The 16,926-nt window shown below is 45.3% G+C and carries 17 protein-coding genes and 1 other RNA gene; 7 read left to right on the forward strand and 11 right to left on the reverse strand.

Features of this window, described 5'->3' with window-relative positions; all coding sequences use genetic code 11:
* Positions 1-9 precede the first annotated feature (9 nt).
* Complete coding sequence (locus HP548_RS10450; protein ID WP_076292028.1) at positions 10-1,314, reverse strand: DNA polymerase IV; 1,305 nt, start codon at positions 1,312-1,314, stop codon at positions 10-12.
* A gap of 545 nt (positions 1,315-1,859) precedes the next feature.
* On the opposite strand from HP548_RS10450, the gene cimA reads away from it, so the two are divergent.
* Positions 1,860-3,479: a citramalate synthase gene (gene cimA, locus HP548_RS10455; protein WP_175381609.1), complete on the forward strand. Its 1,620-nt coding sequence runs from the start codon at positions 1,860-1,862 to the stop codon at positions 3,477-3,479.
* A gap of 93 nt (positions 3,480-3,572) precedes the next feature.
* On the opposite strand, the gene HP548_RS10460 is transcribed toward cimA, so the two are convergent.
* Positions 3,573-4,124 (reverse strand): TlpA family protein disulfide reductase, encoded by a 552-nt coding sequence (locus HP548_RS10460; RefSeq protein ID WP_076292096.1) that lies wholly within the window; start codon positions 4,122-4,124, stop codon positions 3,573-3,575.
* A gap of 184 nt (positions 4,125-4,308) precedes the next feature.
* Between HP548_RS10460 and HP548_RS10465 the strand changes: the two genes are divergently transcribed.
* Complete coding sequence (locus tag HP548_RS10465; protein WP_076292030.1) at positions 4,309-4,797, forward strand: Mov34/MPN/PAD-1 family protein; 489 nt, start codon at positions 4,309-4,311, stop codon at positions 4,795-4,797.
* On the opposite strand, the gene HP548_RS10470 is transcribed toward HP548_RS10465, so the two are convergent.
* From HP548_RS10470 to HP548_RS10480, 3 genes are read right to left on the reverse strand one after another with little or no spacing between them, the layout of a single operon-like run.
* Entirely contained in the window at positions 4,783-5,520 is a 738-nt protein-coding gene (locus HP548_RS10470) for an exonuclease domain-containing protein (protein WP_076292031.1), read from the reverse strand. The two genes, HP548_RS10465 and HP548_RS10470, sit on opposite strands and share 15 nt — an antisense overlap.
* Entirely contained in the window at positions 5,517-6,611 is a 1,095-nt protein-coding gene (locus HP548_RS10475) for a DUF294 nucleotidyltransferase-like domain-containing protein (RefSeq protein ID WP_409347650.1), read from the reverse strand. The genes HP548_RS10470 and HP548_RS10475 overlap by 4 nt, the downstream gene beginning before the upstream one ends.
* 33 nt (positions 6,612-6,644) lie before the next feature.
* Positions 6,645-8,045, reverse strand: a complete 1,401-nt coding sequence (locus HP548_RS10480; RefSeq protein ID WP_076292032.1) for an ammonium transporter — start codon at positions 8,043-8,045, stop codon at positions 6,645-6,647.
* 354 nt (positions 8,046-8,399) lie between these two features.
* Here HP548_RS10480 and HP548_RS10485 point away from each other — a divergent pair, with 354 nt between their 5' ends.
* Positions 8,400-8,828, forward strand: a complete 429-nt coding sequence (locus HP548_RS10485; protein ID WP_076292098.1) for a MerR family transcriptional regulator — start codon at positions 8,400-8,402, stop codon at positions 8,826-8,828.
* A gap of 29 nt (positions 8,829-8,857) precedes the next feature.
* A complete protein-coding gene (locus tag HP548_RS10490) occupies positions 8,858-9,538 on the forward strand; it encodes a zinc metallopeptidase (protein ID WP_099853542.1) in 681 nt (226 codons plus the stop codon).
* 35 nt (positions 9,539-9,573) lie between these two features.
* On the opposite strand, the gene HP548_RS10495 is transcribed toward HP548_RS10490, so the two are convergent.
* Positions 9,574-10,485 carry a LysR family transcriptional regulator gene (locus HP548_RS10495; RefSeq protein ID WP_024629242.1) on the reverse strand — a complete coding sequence of 304 codons (912 nt, stop codon included), beginning with the start codon at positions 10,483-10,485 and terminating at the stop codon, positions 9,574-9,576.
* 70 nt (positions 10,486-10,555) lie between these two features.
* Positions 10,556-11,182, reverse strand: coding sequence for a rhomboid family intramembrane serine protease (locus HP548_RS10500; protein ID WP_076292034.1), 627 nt, complete (start codon positions 11,180-11,182; stop codon positions 10,556-10,558).
* Positions 11,183-11,329: 147 nt separating this feature from the next.
* On the opposite strand from HP548_RS10500, the gene tpx reads away from it, so the two are divergent.
* Positions 11,330-11,848 (forward strand): thiol peroxidase, encoded by a 519-nt coding sequence (gene tpx / locus HP548_RS10505; RefSeq protein WP_063564797.1) that lies wholly within the window; start codon positions 11,330-11,332, stop codon positions 11,846-11,848.
* Between the two features lie 73 nt (positions 11,849-11,921).
* Here the strand turns inward: tpx and HP548_RS10510 are convergent, their stop codons facing one another.
* From HP548_RS10510 to HP548_RS10525, 4 genes are all read right to left on the reverse strand, one after another.
* Positions 11,922-12,314, reverse strand: a complete 393-nt coding sequence (locus tag HP548_RS10510; protein ID WP_024629239.1) for a DUF1499 domain-containing protein — start codon at positions 12,312-12,314, stop codon at positions 11,922-11,924.
* 186 nt (positions 12,315-12,500) lie between these two features.
* Positions 12,501-12,692: non-coding RNA, 6S RNA (gene ssrS / locus HP548_RS10515), on the reverse strand.
* 51 nt (positions 12,693-12,743) lie between these two features.
* On the reverse strand, positions 12,744-13,580 hold the full coding sequence (locus HP548_RS10520; protein WP_076292036.1) for a YesL family protein: 837 nt from the start codon (positions 13,578-13,580) through the stop codon (positions 12,744-12,746).
* A 183-nt stretch (positions 13,581-13,763) separates the two neighbouring features.
* Entirely contained in the window at positions 13,764-15,347 is a 1,584-nt protein-coding gene (locus HP548_RS10525; protein ID WP_076292037.1) for a DEAD/DEAH box helicase, read from the reverse strand.
* A gap of 312 nt (positions 15,348-15,659) precedes the next feature.
* Between HP548_RS10525 and HP548_RS10530 the strand changes: the two genes are divergently transcribed.
* Positions 15,660-16,472: a YitT family protein gene (locus HP548_RS10530; RefSeq protein ID WP_375165310.1), complete on the forward strand. Its 813-nt coding sequence runs from the start codon at positions 15,660-15,662 to the stop codon at positions 16,470-16,472.
* Positions 16,473-16,647: 175 nt separating this feature from the next.
* Positions 16,648-16,836, forward strand: coding sequence for a hypothetical protein (locus HP548_RS10535; protein ID WP_029880762.1), 189 nt, complete (start codon positions 16,648-16,650; stop codon positions 16,834-16,836).
* The last annotated feature ends 90 nt before the right edge of the window (positions 16,837-16,926 follow it).

The following is a 16,926-nucleotide window of genomic DNA, read 5'->3' on the forward strand; positions in this document are numbered from 1 at the left end:
ATGCCCTATTTAATCGAGACTTTGCAAATTATCTTTTTGCAGCGATGTTCCCCGGACTTTATGATTGCGCAGTAATACGGAAGGATCATCTCCCAGCATGCCAGCAGTAACGACAGCATTTTCGCCAAATTTGTCACGTAACTGATCCATGATGCGAATCAGATTTTCCTTCTTCGGCTTCTGCTCATATTCAAACAGATCAAGCTGTATCGCCGACTCCTCACGCGGAATCAGCGTTTGAAGGGTCACACCCAACATACGAACAGGCTTCCCGCCGCCCCAATGTTTTGCAAATAAAGCACAGGCCTCCCGGTATATGATCGAGGCATCTTCAGTAGGCACCTCCATCATCCGTGATCTCGTAATCGTCTTCATATCCGGTGTACGAATCGTAATCTGAATGCCCTGACTGAGCATTTCGTGTTTGCGCAACCGTCTTGCAACCTGGTCGCTTATATTCAGTAACACCCGATGTACATCATCCATTTCAGATATATCCGCGGGTAACGTTGTCGTGTGTCCAATCGATTTGTTCGCTTCACGTTCAGCCTGAACTGCCGAATGATTAATGCCGTTTGCTGAATTTTTTAACCAGGAGCCATTAATTCCAAACACATCGGTTAACATCCGCTCGTCTGATTTGGCAAGCTGTCCTATGGTTTCAATGCCCAGTTTCTTCAGCTTTTCCGCTGTCTTTTTGCCAATTCCAAACATCTCGTTACAAGGTCTATGCCATAAAATCTGAGGTACATCCCTCATCCGCAAGATCGAAATGCCATTTGGCTTTTTCAAATCAGAGGCCATCTTGGCAAGCAGCTTGTTGGGTGCAATTCCGATCGAACAAGGCATCCCTAACTCATCCCGGATTCTGGTCTGAATACTTTCCGCAATTTCCAGCGGTGTACCGAACTGTCTGGACCCCGTAATATCGAGATAACACTCATCAATTGAGGTCGCTTCAAGTAGCGGTGTATAACTGTAAGCTATTTTCATGAATTCTTTCGAATACCGACGATATAAATGAAAATCCGGACGAATCACAATTAAATCAGGACATTTCTTCAATGCTTGATGAACAACCATGCCTGTAGAAATCCCCCTGCTTCGAGCTGTGTATGAACAAGTTACTATGACACCTTTGCGCACTTCACTACTGCCAGCAACGGCCGTCGCTTTTCCTCTATATAATTCCGGTTCCTCGGCTTCATGTACAGAGCAATAAAAAGCATTCATATCGACATGCAAAATCACTCGTCCGGCGGTAGGATAATATCGATCTACATCTATGTTGTTATGCGTCCCGTCCGAAGACATGATCCACCACCGCCCTTTCGTATACACAATTCCGTGAAATGCAATCTACTCTATTATATCAAAGTCCCTTATGTAAAAATCATTTATATTCCCTTATTTTCGGCGAGGTTTAACGATCGATCGAATGATACCCCACACGGCAACGACAATAATAGCAATAATAATGAATGAAATAATTGTATTCTCCCAAACAAAGCTCATTCTTTTCCCTCCATTTATAAAGACAAGATTTGAATCCATATTCAATCCTGGAATACTTGTATTTAGATGAAGCATAACATATTACAAGACTACGTTCACAGCTCACTCAACTCTACAATCCATCATTTGTTACACCAAATGGTGAATTCGATGTAGCATTTGGCGATAATGGTGCTATAATAATTAATTATACAAATTCACGATTTTAGGACAAATCTACACTTTGAATTTAATACAGTGTAGCGGTACAGAATCGAAGGATTCGTCACCAACATGCTCATATGTTTTTTAAACACACCATTAAACTTTCTAAAAAAAGCGCTTCATCTTAAAGGAGGATCTTCATGTCAAAGGCCATCTCCATCTTCGATACGACTTTACGTGACGGCACACAAGGGGAGGGAGTCAGCTTATCGGCAGATGACAAGCTCAAAATTGCCAAGAAGCTCGATGACCTGGGTGCTCATTATATTGAAGGCGGAATTCCAGGCAGCAACACCAAGGACATTGAGTTTTTCAAAAGAGTCAAGGAACTGAACCTGAGCGCGAAGGTTGTCGCCTTTGGTAGTACACGTCGTAAAGGCAGCATCGCAAGTGAAGACGCGAACTTGAAGCGCATGATTGAATCCGGTGCTCAGGCAGCGACTCTGGTAGGCAAGTCATGGGATTTCCACGTACACACTGCTTTGCAGACCACTTTGGAAGAAAATCTGTCCATGATCTACGACTCCATTGCCTATCTGAAACAAAACGGTATGGAAGTCATCTTCGATGCAGAGCATTTCTTCGATGGATTTAAACACAATCCGGAATATGCACAGGCTGTATTGACCAAAGCCCATGAAGCTGGAGCGGACTGGCTTGTAATGTGTGACACCAATGGTGGAACGATGCCTCATGAGGTGTACGAGATCGTATCCTCACTCGCTGGACGGCTTCCACAAGCCCATTTGGGCATTCATACACATAATGACTGTGAACTTGCTGTAGCCAACACCTTAAGCGCAGTACAAGCCGGTGCCAGACAGGTGCAAGGTACAATGAACGGGTATGGAGAGCGATGTGGCAATGCCAATCTGGCTTCGATTATCCCTAACCTGCAACTGAAGCTTGGATATGAGTGCGTTTCTGAGGATTCGATGAGACAGCTCACAAATGTTGCCCGTTATGTCAGTGAGATTGCCAACGTAAATATGCCAATCAACCAGCCTTATGTCGGAAATGCGGCTTTCGCTCACAAGGGCGGTATTCACGTCTCTGCCATACTGCGTGATTCGCGGACCTACGAACATATCGTTCCTGAGTTGGTTGGTAACAAGCAGCGTGTGCTCGTCTCCGAACTGGCCGGACAAAGTAACATTGTGTCCAAAGCACAGGAACTGGGTCTTGAATTTGATCCAAGCAGTGCCAATTCACGTCAGATCATTGAGAAAATCAAAGATCTGGAACATCAGGGTTATCAGTTCGAAGGCGCTGATGCCTCTCTTGAATTGTTGATCCGTGAAGCCAACGGTGACATGAAAGAATTATTTACCTTTGAATCGTTCAAGATGCTTGTTGAAAAAGCGGCTGGCAAGTCAGTTGTTTCGGAAGCCTTTGTTAAACTTAACGTAGGTGGAACAAGTGCGTATACCGCAGCTGAAGGCAACGGTCCGGTCAACGCACTGGATAACGCACTTCGGAAAGCACTTGTGCAGTACTTCCCTTCCCTTGCCAACATGCATCTGTCCGACTATAAAGTACGTGTTCTGGATGAAAAAGATGCTACTGCCGCGAAGGTTCGTGTATTAATTGAATCCAAAAACACAGAAAACACCTGGAATACGGTCGGTGTATCCGAGAACGTGATTGAAGCGAGTTGGGAAGCTCTCGTACACAGTTTCCGTTATGCCCTTCTTCAAGAAAAATTGCAGGACGAGCCTGATGTAGTCAACATTCCAGCTCACGGTCTAAGCAACCATTAATGCATATTTCCCGGAAAATAAAAGAAGCGCCTGTTTCCAAAAACATTGGAAGACAGGCGCTTTTGCTTCTCGCTCGGCTAGCTTCTTGCTTGGTTAATCCGCAATTAACTCCTTGATTTTTCGCTCCAGCTCTTTCTCAGGCAAAATCCCCAAGATAATTTCCTGAACGACTCCTCGGGAATCAATCAGTACATTCGTTGGAAAAGCTAAACCGTTATATTTGGCATATGCTGTTCCGTCTTCATCAAGCAGAATAGGGAACGTCAGTTTGTATTCATCTACAAAAGCTTTGGCATCTCTGATTTTGTCGTACGTGGTTACATTCACACCGTAGAGATCCAGTTTATCCTTGTATTTTGCTGCCAATGTATTGAGCGCAGGAGCTTCTTGCTTGCACGGTTCACACCATGATGCCCAGAAACTGACGAAGATGGCCTTTTCCTTGGCTCCGCCTACAGAATAGGTTTTCCCATCCATGGCTTGCAAAGAGAACGCTGGTGCCAGTAAACCCGCTTTCGGCCCCGTCTCCGTGGGCATCGGCTCCTCCTGCTTAAACACAGCTGCGATTCCATTGTCTGCATTTTGAGCCAAAGCAATGCCCACCAGCAATACAACACCCAGCAGTATGTATATATTTCGTTTCATGACCAGCCACCCTTTTGTATAATCAAACATATCGAGATTTACGCTTTTATAACATGTGAGATATTTCAAGCTCTCTCTCATATTGTACCCTTTTCCTTTAAAATTTTACAATCCGAGTCACACAAAATAAAATAAAAAAGGACTCCTGCCGAAGCAGGAGCCAAAGAGAGAGGGGTGAATACAAATGGCAGCACTTCACGGGCAGCAAAACACCTTCTACATCCCTTCCTTCGTAGAGCAGGAGATGTCTAAGTACATGTTTGCTTCGCTGCCGCTGGAAGCCTGCGGGGTTGTGCTGGGTGAAGCCGCAGCGGGCGGCATACGAATCAGTCGGTTTCAGCCCATTCGTAACGTAGCGCCTGACCCGCTGCACCATTTCGCATTGGAAGATGCAGAATGGATCCGATGTGTGTTCAATGAGCCGCAACTTATCGGGCTCTTTCACTCCCACCCTCGAACCACTCCCATACCTTCCAATGAGGATCTGCGCAACCTACCGATTTTCGCTGGACTACTCCAGCTCTATTTTATAGGCTCACCAGACCTTACAGCTGACACACAATCAAAGATGCTTCTAAATGGTTATCAAATTCATTCAAATGTTGATTCGAGCATTGTAACGAGCCTCGGCCAACCATACAGCTTACAGCCCACCCCACTATGCGTGACTTAACTGGGTGTACAGATCACCCAATGTTTCTACATTTTTGCGAGACATATCCTCCAGATAACAGGACCAAAGCTGTGCAGTCATTTTAGCGTCCTCCAAAGCGTGGTGGCGCCCATAGATGGGAATGCCTTTGGATTCCAGCAATTCATCCAGTCCATAACCAGGCCTACTCGGCTCAAGCCAACGTGCCAGCATCATCGTATCGATGAGCCGGTGCGTTAACCTTACTTTGGATGTCCGCCACAAGGCCGCATTCAGAAAAGCCCGATCATGCGCGCTTGCATGAGCAACCAGTACACTTCCACCAACAAAAGACATGAAGTCATGCAAGCCTTCCAGCAGCGACGGAGCATCCATCGTCATTTGCTGTGTAATTCCTGTCAGTTCCGTAATGTGTTCCGGAACGGAGACTTTGGACTGAACCAAGGTATAGAACTGCTCATTATCCAGCATCACACCACCATTAATTCGCACCGCCCCAAAGGAAAGGATCTCATCCCCGTGCTGGGGAGAGAAGCCCGTCGTTTCCAGATCAAATACGACAGCATTCAATTCATTCAAGGGCGTGTGCAGCACCTCGGGTCTGCGCTGTTCTCTCATCATCGAACGGATAAACGCCATATGTTGCGCCGTAGGGGCTCCCATTATGGAAGCGATGGCGGAAGGAACCCCTCCCTGGCGCAGCGAATTCCAGAATCCAGTATTGCCCCTTGCCGGCTCTCTCATGGACGTCTCCTTTCTGCAAAACGAAGTTGTCTTTGCAGCGCACGATGTACTCGCCGCACCAACCCTAACGTATCCCTTAGTTCATAAAGCATTTGTTTTTCCTTCAACTGTTTCTCATTCAGAAAACCACCGCTATGCTGCAACCCTTGTTTCAACACAATGGGTGTACTGCGGCGCAGCTTCAAAGCCGTCATAAATGCACGCTGAGCTGCATCCAGCAGAGTAAATGGAACTGCTTCGAGTGACACCAACCTCTGAATTCTCTTCAGCGTGGACGTTTCTTTGATACCATGCTGTAAAGCCAGAAAACGCGCACTGTTCACCAGAGGAATATACAAGCCGTATTTCACATCAAATCCACCTGCATGTTCACCGAATCGTTCCGTTACGACCCTTCCAAGAATGTTCAGTGTCGCCTTGTGTTTAACGGTATTGCGCAACACAGCATCGGAAAGATCAGGAAGCGATCTGAACCCTTCATAAAATGCAGAAATCCATTCCTCCGCGAGTTCTGGCTCACCTGCAACAAAGCGCATGTCTGAAGCGATAATTAGATTGCGAACCGGCTCCCATGACAGGTCCGATCCCCATGTTTTCAGTTGTTCCTTCCAGGATTCCAGCGTTTTCCTCCATAAAGGCTCTGAACACATCACTTTGCCTTCACATTTGGCGTAACCAAGTGCCTCCAACATATCGGTCATTCGAAGTCCGAGTTCAGCGAAATATGCCTCTTTCCCCTCATGAGGGAAATCGCTGATAATCATGCCATTATCCTGATCACTCCATAACGTCGCTTCTTGCCTGCCGGAACTGCCAAAAACGATAAAGGCATAGGGGACGGGAGGTCGGCCTAAGCCTTCCTCTACCATCCCCTGGATGCATAACTCTACTGCTCGCCGAGCAACCCGGTCATGCAGTTCATTTACCGTCTGGTACCATTCAATCGGCGACAAGGAAGCGGACAACAGTTCCTGGAGCTCATTCTGCAATATCACACGTGCCTGGCGCAGTTCTTGAGAAGATGCCGCACCATCTATTCCCTGATAGGACCAGGATTGATTTATATACGGGATGGGTTCCATCATGTCCAGCCTCCTTGAAGCATGATTCAGCAATCATTCCTCTTAGGAGCTGAACGTACCGCCATTGGATTTAGTTTCTACATTTTTCATTTGTTCAGGGTACCCGTAAGTACCATGCTCACTTAAATCCAGACCCATTGTTTCTTCTTCTTCCGTTACACGGATACCCATGACAGCTTTCATACCACCAAGAATAATGAAGGACATGATCAGTACGAAGGCAAATGCGCCTGCCAGACCCAGAAGCTGAACGCCCAGTTGGTGGAAACCGCCACCGTAGAACAATCCCGCTTGACCTACACCTGCATTCTCAGCAAGTTCTGGTGTTGCGAACAGACCTGTGGAGATCGCTCCCCACATACCAGCAATACCATGTACAGAGAAAGCATAGATTGGATCGTCAATTCCTTTACGTTCAAAGAATTGAGCAGTGAAGAATGTGATAATCCCTGCCAGAGCACCAATAACCAACGCTGCCCATGGTTCTACGAAAGCACAAGCACCTGTGATGGCAACGAGTGCCGCAAGCACGCCGTTCAGCATGCTCGGAATATCGGATTTACCCAATACAGCCCATGAGATCAACAGTGCCGCAACACCACCAGCAGCCGCAGCTACGTTTGTAGTCAATGCTACATAACCGAAGAATCCATCACCCATGGCAGATAATGTACTACCTGGGTTGAAACCGAACCAACCGATCCATAGGATAATTACACCAAGTACGGAGTAAACTTGGTTATGACCTGGAATGATGTTAGGTTTACCATCTTTGTTATATTTGCCGATACGTGGCTTCAACAAGATAGTAGCTACCAGTGCAGCAGTTGCACCCGTCAAGTGGACAACCGTCGAACCTGCAAAGTCTTGCATACCAAGCTCAGCCAACCAGCCGCCGCCCCATACCCAGTGAGCAACAACCGGATACATGATAATGGTATACAACGTACCGAAAACGATATATACACTCATCTTTGCACGTTCAGCCATACCACCGCAGGCGATGGCCAGGGATACTGCCGCAAAGGCAAGGTGGAATACAAACTTAATTGTTAGCGGAACATCAGAAAAGGCCAATGATTCGAAAGAAGCCGCCATTCCGTCCCCACTCAGGAAAAATCCAGTTGTTCCGAAGAAACTGTTACCATTACCGAAACCAAGACCGAAGCCTAGAGCCCAGAAGGCAATAACCGATATTCCCAATGTTAGGATTGTTTTACCCGCAATGTGCCCTGCGTTTTTCATTCGAGTCGAACCCGCTTCAAGTAAAGCAAATCCCCCTTGCATCAGGAAAACCAGCACAACAGCCAGAAACGTAAAGGCTGAGTTCAGGCCGCTTTGAAGCTCGATGTTAGTCGGCCCCTCCGCAGCTGCAAATGCGCTGACCGGGAAAGCCAATAAAGTAAGCATTATTAACACCGAAACCAACCATTTCTTTCTCATATACCCCACTCCCTCTTATGTTAAGTTTCTTCACATATCGTGAAACTCTTAATGCCATTATAAGCAGAAGACAGGAAAGTTGACAAGAGTATTTTCATCAAAAATGAAAAATATTTCTGGGAATAAAGTCTTACGTCTTTTTCTTGCACTTAAGTACATATTCATGTCCTATGAGTACATAGATATAGAAACGCAGCATGACTGCCGCCAAAGCGTAACGTTTGACTGTATGGTTAAAGATCATGTATCATAACTATTAGTAAGAAAAAAATTGGGCGGGTTATGCAAAGCCGCAACTGGAATCTACAATTCCCTACATTTGAACTTGCAAGCGAGGTGAATATCATTGGGGATATGAAATTGTTTCGGATTGGCGAACTTGCCAAAACTGCAGGTGTGAGCGAACGGACGATTGATTATTACACAAAGCTCGGTCTCATTGCTCCTGAAGAGCGTACAGAAAAAAACTATCGTCTTTATAGTAATGAAACTTTAACCAGGCTCGAACGTATTGTACACATGAAACAAGAGAAGTATAGTCTCGACGAGATTAAGCAATCTCTTGAGAAGTGGAGTATGGTGAGCACGGAAGAACAGGTTGCCAGTAAACTGACAACATTGGAACTCCATGTGCAACAGCTTGAGCGAGAGGTAAATGAGCTTAAACCGCTGCTAGGCGAGATGAAACCTGTACAAGCACGTAAGATGATGGCCGGACTGCTCGCCAAAAGTGCTGGTACGATGGAAGCTTTAAAAATCTTGCTTGAGAACACCATGATGTAACTTAATATTTAGAAAGCGGAGGAATGAATATGAGTTTTAATAACGGTATGTTCGTTTTGATCATTATCGCCTTTGTGCTCTCCTTGTGGGCGCAATTCCGCGTTAAGAGCACATTCAATCGTTGGTCTGATGTTAAAAACCTGAATGGAATGACCGGTTACGATGCTGCTCGTCATATGCTGGACTCTAACGGCCTACACGACGTTCCTATTGAACCGGTGCGTGGAGCACTCTCCGATCACTACGATCCAATCAATCGTGTCGTGAGGTTGTCTGAGCCTGTATATTATGAAAACTCAATCTCGGCTGTCTCCGTTGCGTGCCATGAAGTTGGCCATGCGATCCAGCATAAGGAAAGTTATCCGATGTTGGCACTACGTCACCGGATTTTCCCGATCGTCAACTTTGCATCCGGACTCGCACCCTTCTTGCTCATTGCCGGATTCATCTTTAATGCAATGAACCTAGTCGGAATTGGTATTATTTTCTTCTCCGTAACCGTTGCGTTCCAACTCATTACGTTGCCGGTCGAGTTCAATGCTAGTAATCGTGCAAGAGAGATTATGGTATCGGAAGGTTATATCCGGAACGAAGAAGAAAGAGGCGTCGCCAAAGTACTGAATGCCGCAGCATTAACTTACGTCGCTGCAGCCTTAATCTCATTACTGGAACTGGTTCGTTACATCGGAATTTTCAATAGCCGTGACTAATTGAATACACAAACAAAAACAACAATACCCCACCGTTAATCGGATGGGGTATTGTTTTGCTGTAAACCGAAATAATTAAGCAAGAATGAACGAAATGACTGCGCAACAAGTGGAAGCTTGTCATCCGCGCGATGGATCAACCCAATCGTACGTGTCACTTTTGGATGAGAAATGGCTACATGCGCCGGTTGCAGCGGGTTCGTCTGGAAAAGGGCCATTTCCGGCAGCAAACTTACACCCATGCCGGCGGCAACCAGCCCACGAATGGTATCCGTCTCTTCACCTTCAAAAGCAATCTTGGGGGTAAACCCAGCTTCGAGACACGCGTGCCAAACAATCGGACGTAAAGAATACCCTTTGCTGAATAATACAAACTTATCATCTTTAAGTTGCTCTAACGCAATGCTCTCTTCACCGGCCAACGGATGATTGGGTGGAAGGATTGCATGCAGTTCTTCCGTAAGCACAATGTCTCCATCTACCTGGTCATGCTTTTCCGGAAATGGAGATATGAAGGCCAAGTCCACTTCAGCCGATAACACATCGCGAATGAGCGTTGGGAACATGCCTTGCTTGAATCTGAATTTGACGTTAGGATAACGCTGACGGAACGCTGCTACAACCGAAGGAATCAAGTGAATACCGAGACTGTGAGGAAAACCGATACGAATTTCACCATGCTCTGGGTCGAGAAACTCATGAACCTCACCGACCGCTTTGTCCAGATCTTTCAATATGCCTTCAACCCGTTTGCAAAAGAGCTGCCCGACTGCGGTCAACTGCAGATTTCGCCCTTTTTGCATAAAGAGGTCTACTCCCAGTTCTTCCTCCAGCTGATGAATTTGACGACTCACCGCAGACTGCGCTACGTGCAATTCCTCCGCCGCCTGCGTAACATGCTCCTTCTGTGCCACTTTCAAAAAGTAATGCAACTGTCTTAATTCCACTGCCACTGATCTCTCCAATCTACTATACCCTACTTATCCTTGATTGCATTCCGTCTTCAGACCAATCCGATTACTGCTTAAAGCTGCGGGGTTTCCACAAGCGGATGAGCAGTCCATAAATGAAGAATCCACCTAACAACCCACCCAAATGCGCCATCCAGTTAATGCCTGTCATGGCAAAGGAAAAAATAATTCCGAATACAAGCAGTGTATACAACGTTTTACGTGAGGTTTCGTCCATCATTGTCCGCTGGAACAAGGCAACATACAGAAATGCACCATAGATTGCATAGATTGCTCCTGAAGCACCTACTGAGATTGTCGTCGCCCCAACCGAGTTATACCACGCAACAGCCAGAATGTTGCCCAAAATGCCTCCACCCAAGTACAACACACCATATCTTACTGAACCAAGCAACCGTTCCATTGGTGGTGCAAATACGATGAGAGCAAAACTGTTAAACAACAAATGGCTGAAACCAGCATGCAAGAACATCGACGTAATATAACGCCACCATTCTGCTGCAAACAACTCATGGTTAACAAGCGCTCCAAACTTAAGCAGCGTCATACTGTTTGTGGAACCACCGTTCAAACTCAACACAATAAACATAACAACATTGGCAATTAAAAGAATCGACGTCAAAGGGAAAAATTTCAAATAACTTTTCCAGTTCTCATACCTTATAAATATCATAAGTTTCTGCTTTCACTCCACCCTGTTCAGATCAGCCTTCAAGTATGGCCCATTTTAATGATCCTCGTCCGAATTGGACAATGCCTTTCATAAAAGATTATAATGGATTTTGGCACGGATCACCAACTTATAAGGAGGAACATTATTATGGCACAAGAACGTACAGGCGCAGCCACCTTTAAAGGCAACCCTATTACATTGATCGGACCCGAGTTGAAAGTGGGCGATCAAGCACCCGATTTTACACTGAGTAAAAACCTGGTTGAAGATGCATCCCTGAAAGACTTCGCAGGTAAAATCAAATTAATCAGCGTTGTTCCTTCACTGGATACTGGCGTATGCGATGCCCAAACTCGTCGCTTCAATGTTGAAGCAGGAGATCTTGGAGACAATGTTGTCGTATTGACAGTAAGCGTTGACCTTCCATTTGCACAAGCACGCTGGTGTGGAGCAGCCGGAGTTGACCGCGTCGTAACACTTTCCGATTACAAAACACGTTCATTCGGTGAAGACTACGGTGTTCTGATCAAAGAATTCCAATTGGACATGCGCTCCATCTTCGTGTTGGATGCTGAAGACCGAATTACATATGTGGAATATCTGCCTGAAATGACAGACTCCCCTAACTTCGAGCAAGCGATTTCCGCTGTAAAAGCCTTGCTGTAAAAGGTAGTTCACGTTCAGAACAAAAGCGAGGAAGGTTAACCTTCTCTCGCTTTTTGTTATTCAACCATCTATTTCAATCATTTGACTTATACTTACTCAGCTTCTTATCCAATACGGAGAACAAGTTCATGATCGTGCGATAATTAGAACCCAGATCTCCAAGTGAACCACGTGAAGCCGAATACATATCGACCGCACTACGAACAGGACTTACCGATATAATGGAAACTGTAATATCCATCGTCCGTCCAAAGGTAGTCCGCTTCTCCAGTATGACCTCTCCCACAGAAGGCACTTCATGCAGCACTTTATAACCCGGAATTTTTTTGAGTGTCGAAGAAACCTCTTCCCAGGCTCTGTCTTTGGATAAGTTATAATACCGTGTTTTTAATTTGGGATCCTTGGCTCGATCGCTGGTTCCCTCCATGCTGCGGATGATACCGACGAGCGTTCTCTTTAAGGTCAAGACCCTTCCTCCTTTGAATGTAACCGTTCCATTTATGTATACTAGTGTAACATTGTTCATGTAGTAACAAAAGGGCAAGCGACACTTTTAACAAAATACAGCCAATTCAACAAAATAAGCTCAAATAAAAAGCACCCTGAAATTCCTGGATTAGAGGAAAGAGTCAGGGTGCTGTACATGATAAAATAGGAACCCGCCTATGCCGTCCGGCTACATTGTCTTATGAACCTGCTTGGCAGGTGGGTGGCCGCAAAAATGTTTTTTGAAGTCCCCATGTCATATAGACAGGGCGTTTCAGCAACATTCTGTATTGATCTCCCGAAGACATCATCATTGGTTCAAAACAACGAATAACCGAAACGTACATCGCAGGATGTACAATTATTATATCCCTAACTGTGTAAAAAGTAAATGGTGACAGCTCATGTTTTATTTTTGGATATTATCTTGTTTTTCGTCAGATGACTTAAGCTCAGATGGTTCAGCCGTCTCTATCGTCTCAACTGACTCCCCTGCCTGTTCAGCGGCTTGTGCAGCTTCCTCTTCTTCTTTCTTTAGTTGCATCTTCTCCATCTGCTCCTGCATCTTATTAAACGTAGCGTAGAAGTTGAAGAAAGCAAACCAAGCAACAATACTAATAATGAAGAAGATGAACAAGACCGGATAACGAAAACCGATATAGAACAACAATCCACTTCCCAGCAACGTGGAAAATACACGGAATGGTCTGATCAACGTCAATAGAACTGCATTTTTGATAATCATTCCGATGGACATGTGGTAATGCACAACCATCGAGAAGAAGTTAAAGAGAGAAACAAACAGCAGCAGCAGCAGTACGAGCATAATAATTCCGACCAGCTGCATATTCTTAAATTGTGTCATGTATACTGTGTAATCCAGATACATGATGGCAAACAGCAAGGTATAGAAGACGCCTCCGATTAAACTCTGTTTGTAGTTCTCTTTGTAACCTACAAAGAAAGTACGGAAGATCGGCACATCCGTATCACCCATATTCCATTTACGAACAACCGTAAACAGCGCCGACGTCGCCGGGAATAGTGTAAGCGGTGCCACAATGGCTATAGCCCAGTTCATTTGTAGTGATTCGTTAGCCAGGTTCTGCTGCATCACGAGCAGTTTCATAAACAAGAAAAACAAGAACGGAGACGAACAAATAGCCCACAACAAATTGGTTGCGGCCAGTCTCGTAATCCACTCTGTAAGTCGGTAGATCCCACCCATAGCTCCTTTAAATTCCAAACAATTCTCCTCCTCCGCAGCCTTGCGTCTAGCCTTAATTCTAATAATATTAATATACCTTATTATAGATAGGAAAAGCCAGCCCTTCCCGAAAAGAGATCGACAGCATAATGGTTTCGCATAATCTGCACATAAAAAAATGGAGCAGTCGCCCTGCTCCATTTTCCAGTTCACACTTGTATATTATTCGAAAGAAGAATCTTTGGCAGGACGACGTCCTTCGTTGTTGCTTGGACGTGGTTTGCGGTCACGGTTGTAACCACCTTCTCTGCTTCCACTTCCGCTTCCACTGCTGTTACGATCGCGGTTGTATCCGCCACGTCCGCCGCCACTGCTGTTGCGATCACGGTTGTAACCACCGCCACCACTGCTGCTGCGGTTGCCGCTGTAACCAGATGGTTTACGTCCGCCAGAGCGAACATCCGGTTTACGACGTTTTGCACGGATCGGATCTTCAGGAGTCAGATCAACTTGAGCATCTTTTTTGTCACCTGTCAGGAGCTTCAGCGCAGCTGACAACAGTTGAACAGAATCATATTGCTCAAGCATTTGAATCGCGATACCTTTGTATTCGTTCAGTTCGCCAGATTGTACGATTTCGAGCAAACGCTCAGCTGTCAAACGTTGTTTTCCTTCTACAGCCTCAGCCATTGTTGGCAGTGGTTTGCGCGGAATACGGTGACGTGTTACACGCTCAATGAAGTGCAGGTGGTCGATTTCACGCGGAGTTACGAAAGACCATGCAGCACCCTCTTTACCCGCACGACCTGTACGGCCGATACGGTGAACATAGCTCTCCGGATCTTGCGGAAGGTCAAAGTTCACAACGTGAGTTACGCCGGATACGTCGAGTCCACGTGCAGCTACGTCTGTTGCAACGAGTACATCAATGCTGCCGTCACGGAACTTACGCATTACTGTATCACGTTGGTTTTGAGACAAGTCACCATGAAGACCGTCAGCAGAGTATCCACGTTTTTGCAGAGCTTCAGCCAATTCGTCAACACGACGTTTAGTACGTCCGAATACGATCGCCAGTTCAGGAGATTCCATATCCAACAAACGGCTGAGTGCTTCGAATTTTTGGCGCTCAGGCACTTCGATGTAAGCTTGGTCAATCAAAGGCGCGCTTACTTGTTTAGGGATTACGGAAACGTGCTCAGGGTTGTTCAAGAATTGTTGAGCCAATTTTTGAATGTTAGGAGGCATTGTTGCTGAGAACAGCATCGTTTGACGCTCGTCTGGAACTTGTTTCAGGATGGATTGAATATCCTCCATGAAACCCATGTCGAGCATTTCATCTGCTTCATCCAATACAACAGTTTGTACATCATCAAGTTTGATTGTTTTGCGGTTGATATGGTCCAAGAGACGTCCTGGTGTACCAATGATGATCTGTGGTTTTCTTTTCAGTGCACGGATTTGACGAACGATATCTTGTCCTCCGTAAATTGGCAGGGAGCGCAAACCTTTGAAGCGGGTGAGTTTTTCGATTTCTTCGGCAACTTGGATCGCGAGTTCACGTGTAGGTGCCATAATGAGGGCGCGGATTTTTTCATCACTTTTGGAGATTTTGCTGATCAATGGAATACCAAATGCAGCGGTTTTACCAGTACCCGTTTGAGCTTGACCGATCAAGTCTCTGCCTTCAAGAGCAAGAGGGATTGATTTGGATTGAATCGGAGTTGCCTCTTCAAAACCAAGTTCGGTGATCGCTTGCAGCACCAGTGGTTCAAGATTGAAATCTGTGAAATTTAAATTTGTCAAAATTATTCATACTCCTTCTATATGGTGGACATGGTGGACAATCCACTTTGTTGTCTGTATTCTTAAGTAGCGTTAATATTTATAGGTTATCCCATCAAGTCGAATTATTTTCACAAACGAACATAATTCGTGAATGGGTCCCCAACATAAGACTAAAACTACATACATGCGTTTGAAACATTTCAAATTTTATAGTTCCATTTGGAAAAAGTTTCCTACTCAAGAATATCCACAAATCATTATATCACAAAACAATTCAAGATTACCAGCAATCTGGTTTTAAATATAAATGAGGTGATTAAATTGCCCAAAATGGTTTGGCACTTTTTAGTGATCGTATTGGGTGCTGCAGCTATTGCCTGCGGCTTCAACTGGTTTTTGGTTCCCCATCAGCTTCTTAGCGGCGGAGTATCCGGTATTTCCATGCTTCTCGGCTATTTTACGAATTTGAATCTTAGTATAATGTATTTTGTTCTAAACATTCCTCTGCTGGTTGCAGGTTGGTTTATTCTTGGACGACGTTTCATTACATTAAGTATTGTTTCGGTAGCAGCCACTTCATGGTTCATCGGGCTTCTGCCTGTTTTTGCTGTGGCAACAGACCCCCTTCTGAGCTGTGTTTTTGGCGGCGTGTTAGTGGGATTGGGTACCGGAGTTTCCTTCCGAGTCGGCGGCTCGACGGGCGGGCTCGACATTGTTGGTTCCATTTTCACCCGTAATCGTGATTTTCCGATTGGTACGGTAATGGCTGGCATGAACGGAGCCATTATTATGCTCGCAGGCTATCTGAATGATGACTGGAACATCGCGCTTGCCTCCATGGTATCGATCTATATCACAGGCAAAGTGCTGGATCTGATTCACATCAGCCATGTCAAAGTCACATTGTACATCATTACCAATGAAACCGAAGCGATGTTGAAAAAATTGCTTGTTCGCCCTCGTGGGGTCACCAAAATCAAAACTCAGGGAGCATATACAGACATCGAAAAGGACATGTTAATGACAGTGACTACTCGCTACGAACTCGTTGAAATCAAACGAATTATCAAGGAAACGGATCCGAACGCCTTTGTTAATATTGTGGAAACGGTTGGAGTTATGGGCTCTTTCCGCCGAAGTTGAGACAGATGTACGGTTAACAATTCTAAACATTGTGGTATAATAACGGTGTACGGCTCCTAAATATGTTGTATAGCAGGATGTGCCCTTCAATTTCACAGAACCATGTGCTTTTCCGATTCGCGCCGAATGACTTACCATTTTGGAATTCGAGTAGGAAAGGGTGATTATTGTGGATATGGAAACGGTAAAACTGTTTGAAATCGTCAACAGATGGTGCCCGGAAATGCTCCCTTTCTTAAAACCGAATGAGCTCGACTCACTGATTGTTCTCCGGGATGGGCTGGGCATCCTGGAACAGGGAGACGCAATGGAAATCATTCAGTACAGTATTTGTGAGCATCAAAATGAGATTTACATTCAATAATTTTTTTTAGATTGATCACGCCGCTTCTTGTGGGGGTTACCCCTCAACAGGAAGCGGTTTTCATTTTCCCCATGTGTTTCATCACTTGAA

The organism is Paenibacillus taichungensis, assembly GCF_013359905.1.
In the GTDB taxonomy this organism is placed as follows: domain Bacteria; phylum Bacillota; class Bacilli; order Paenibacillales; family Paenibacillaceae; genus Paenibacillus; species Paenibacillus taichungensis.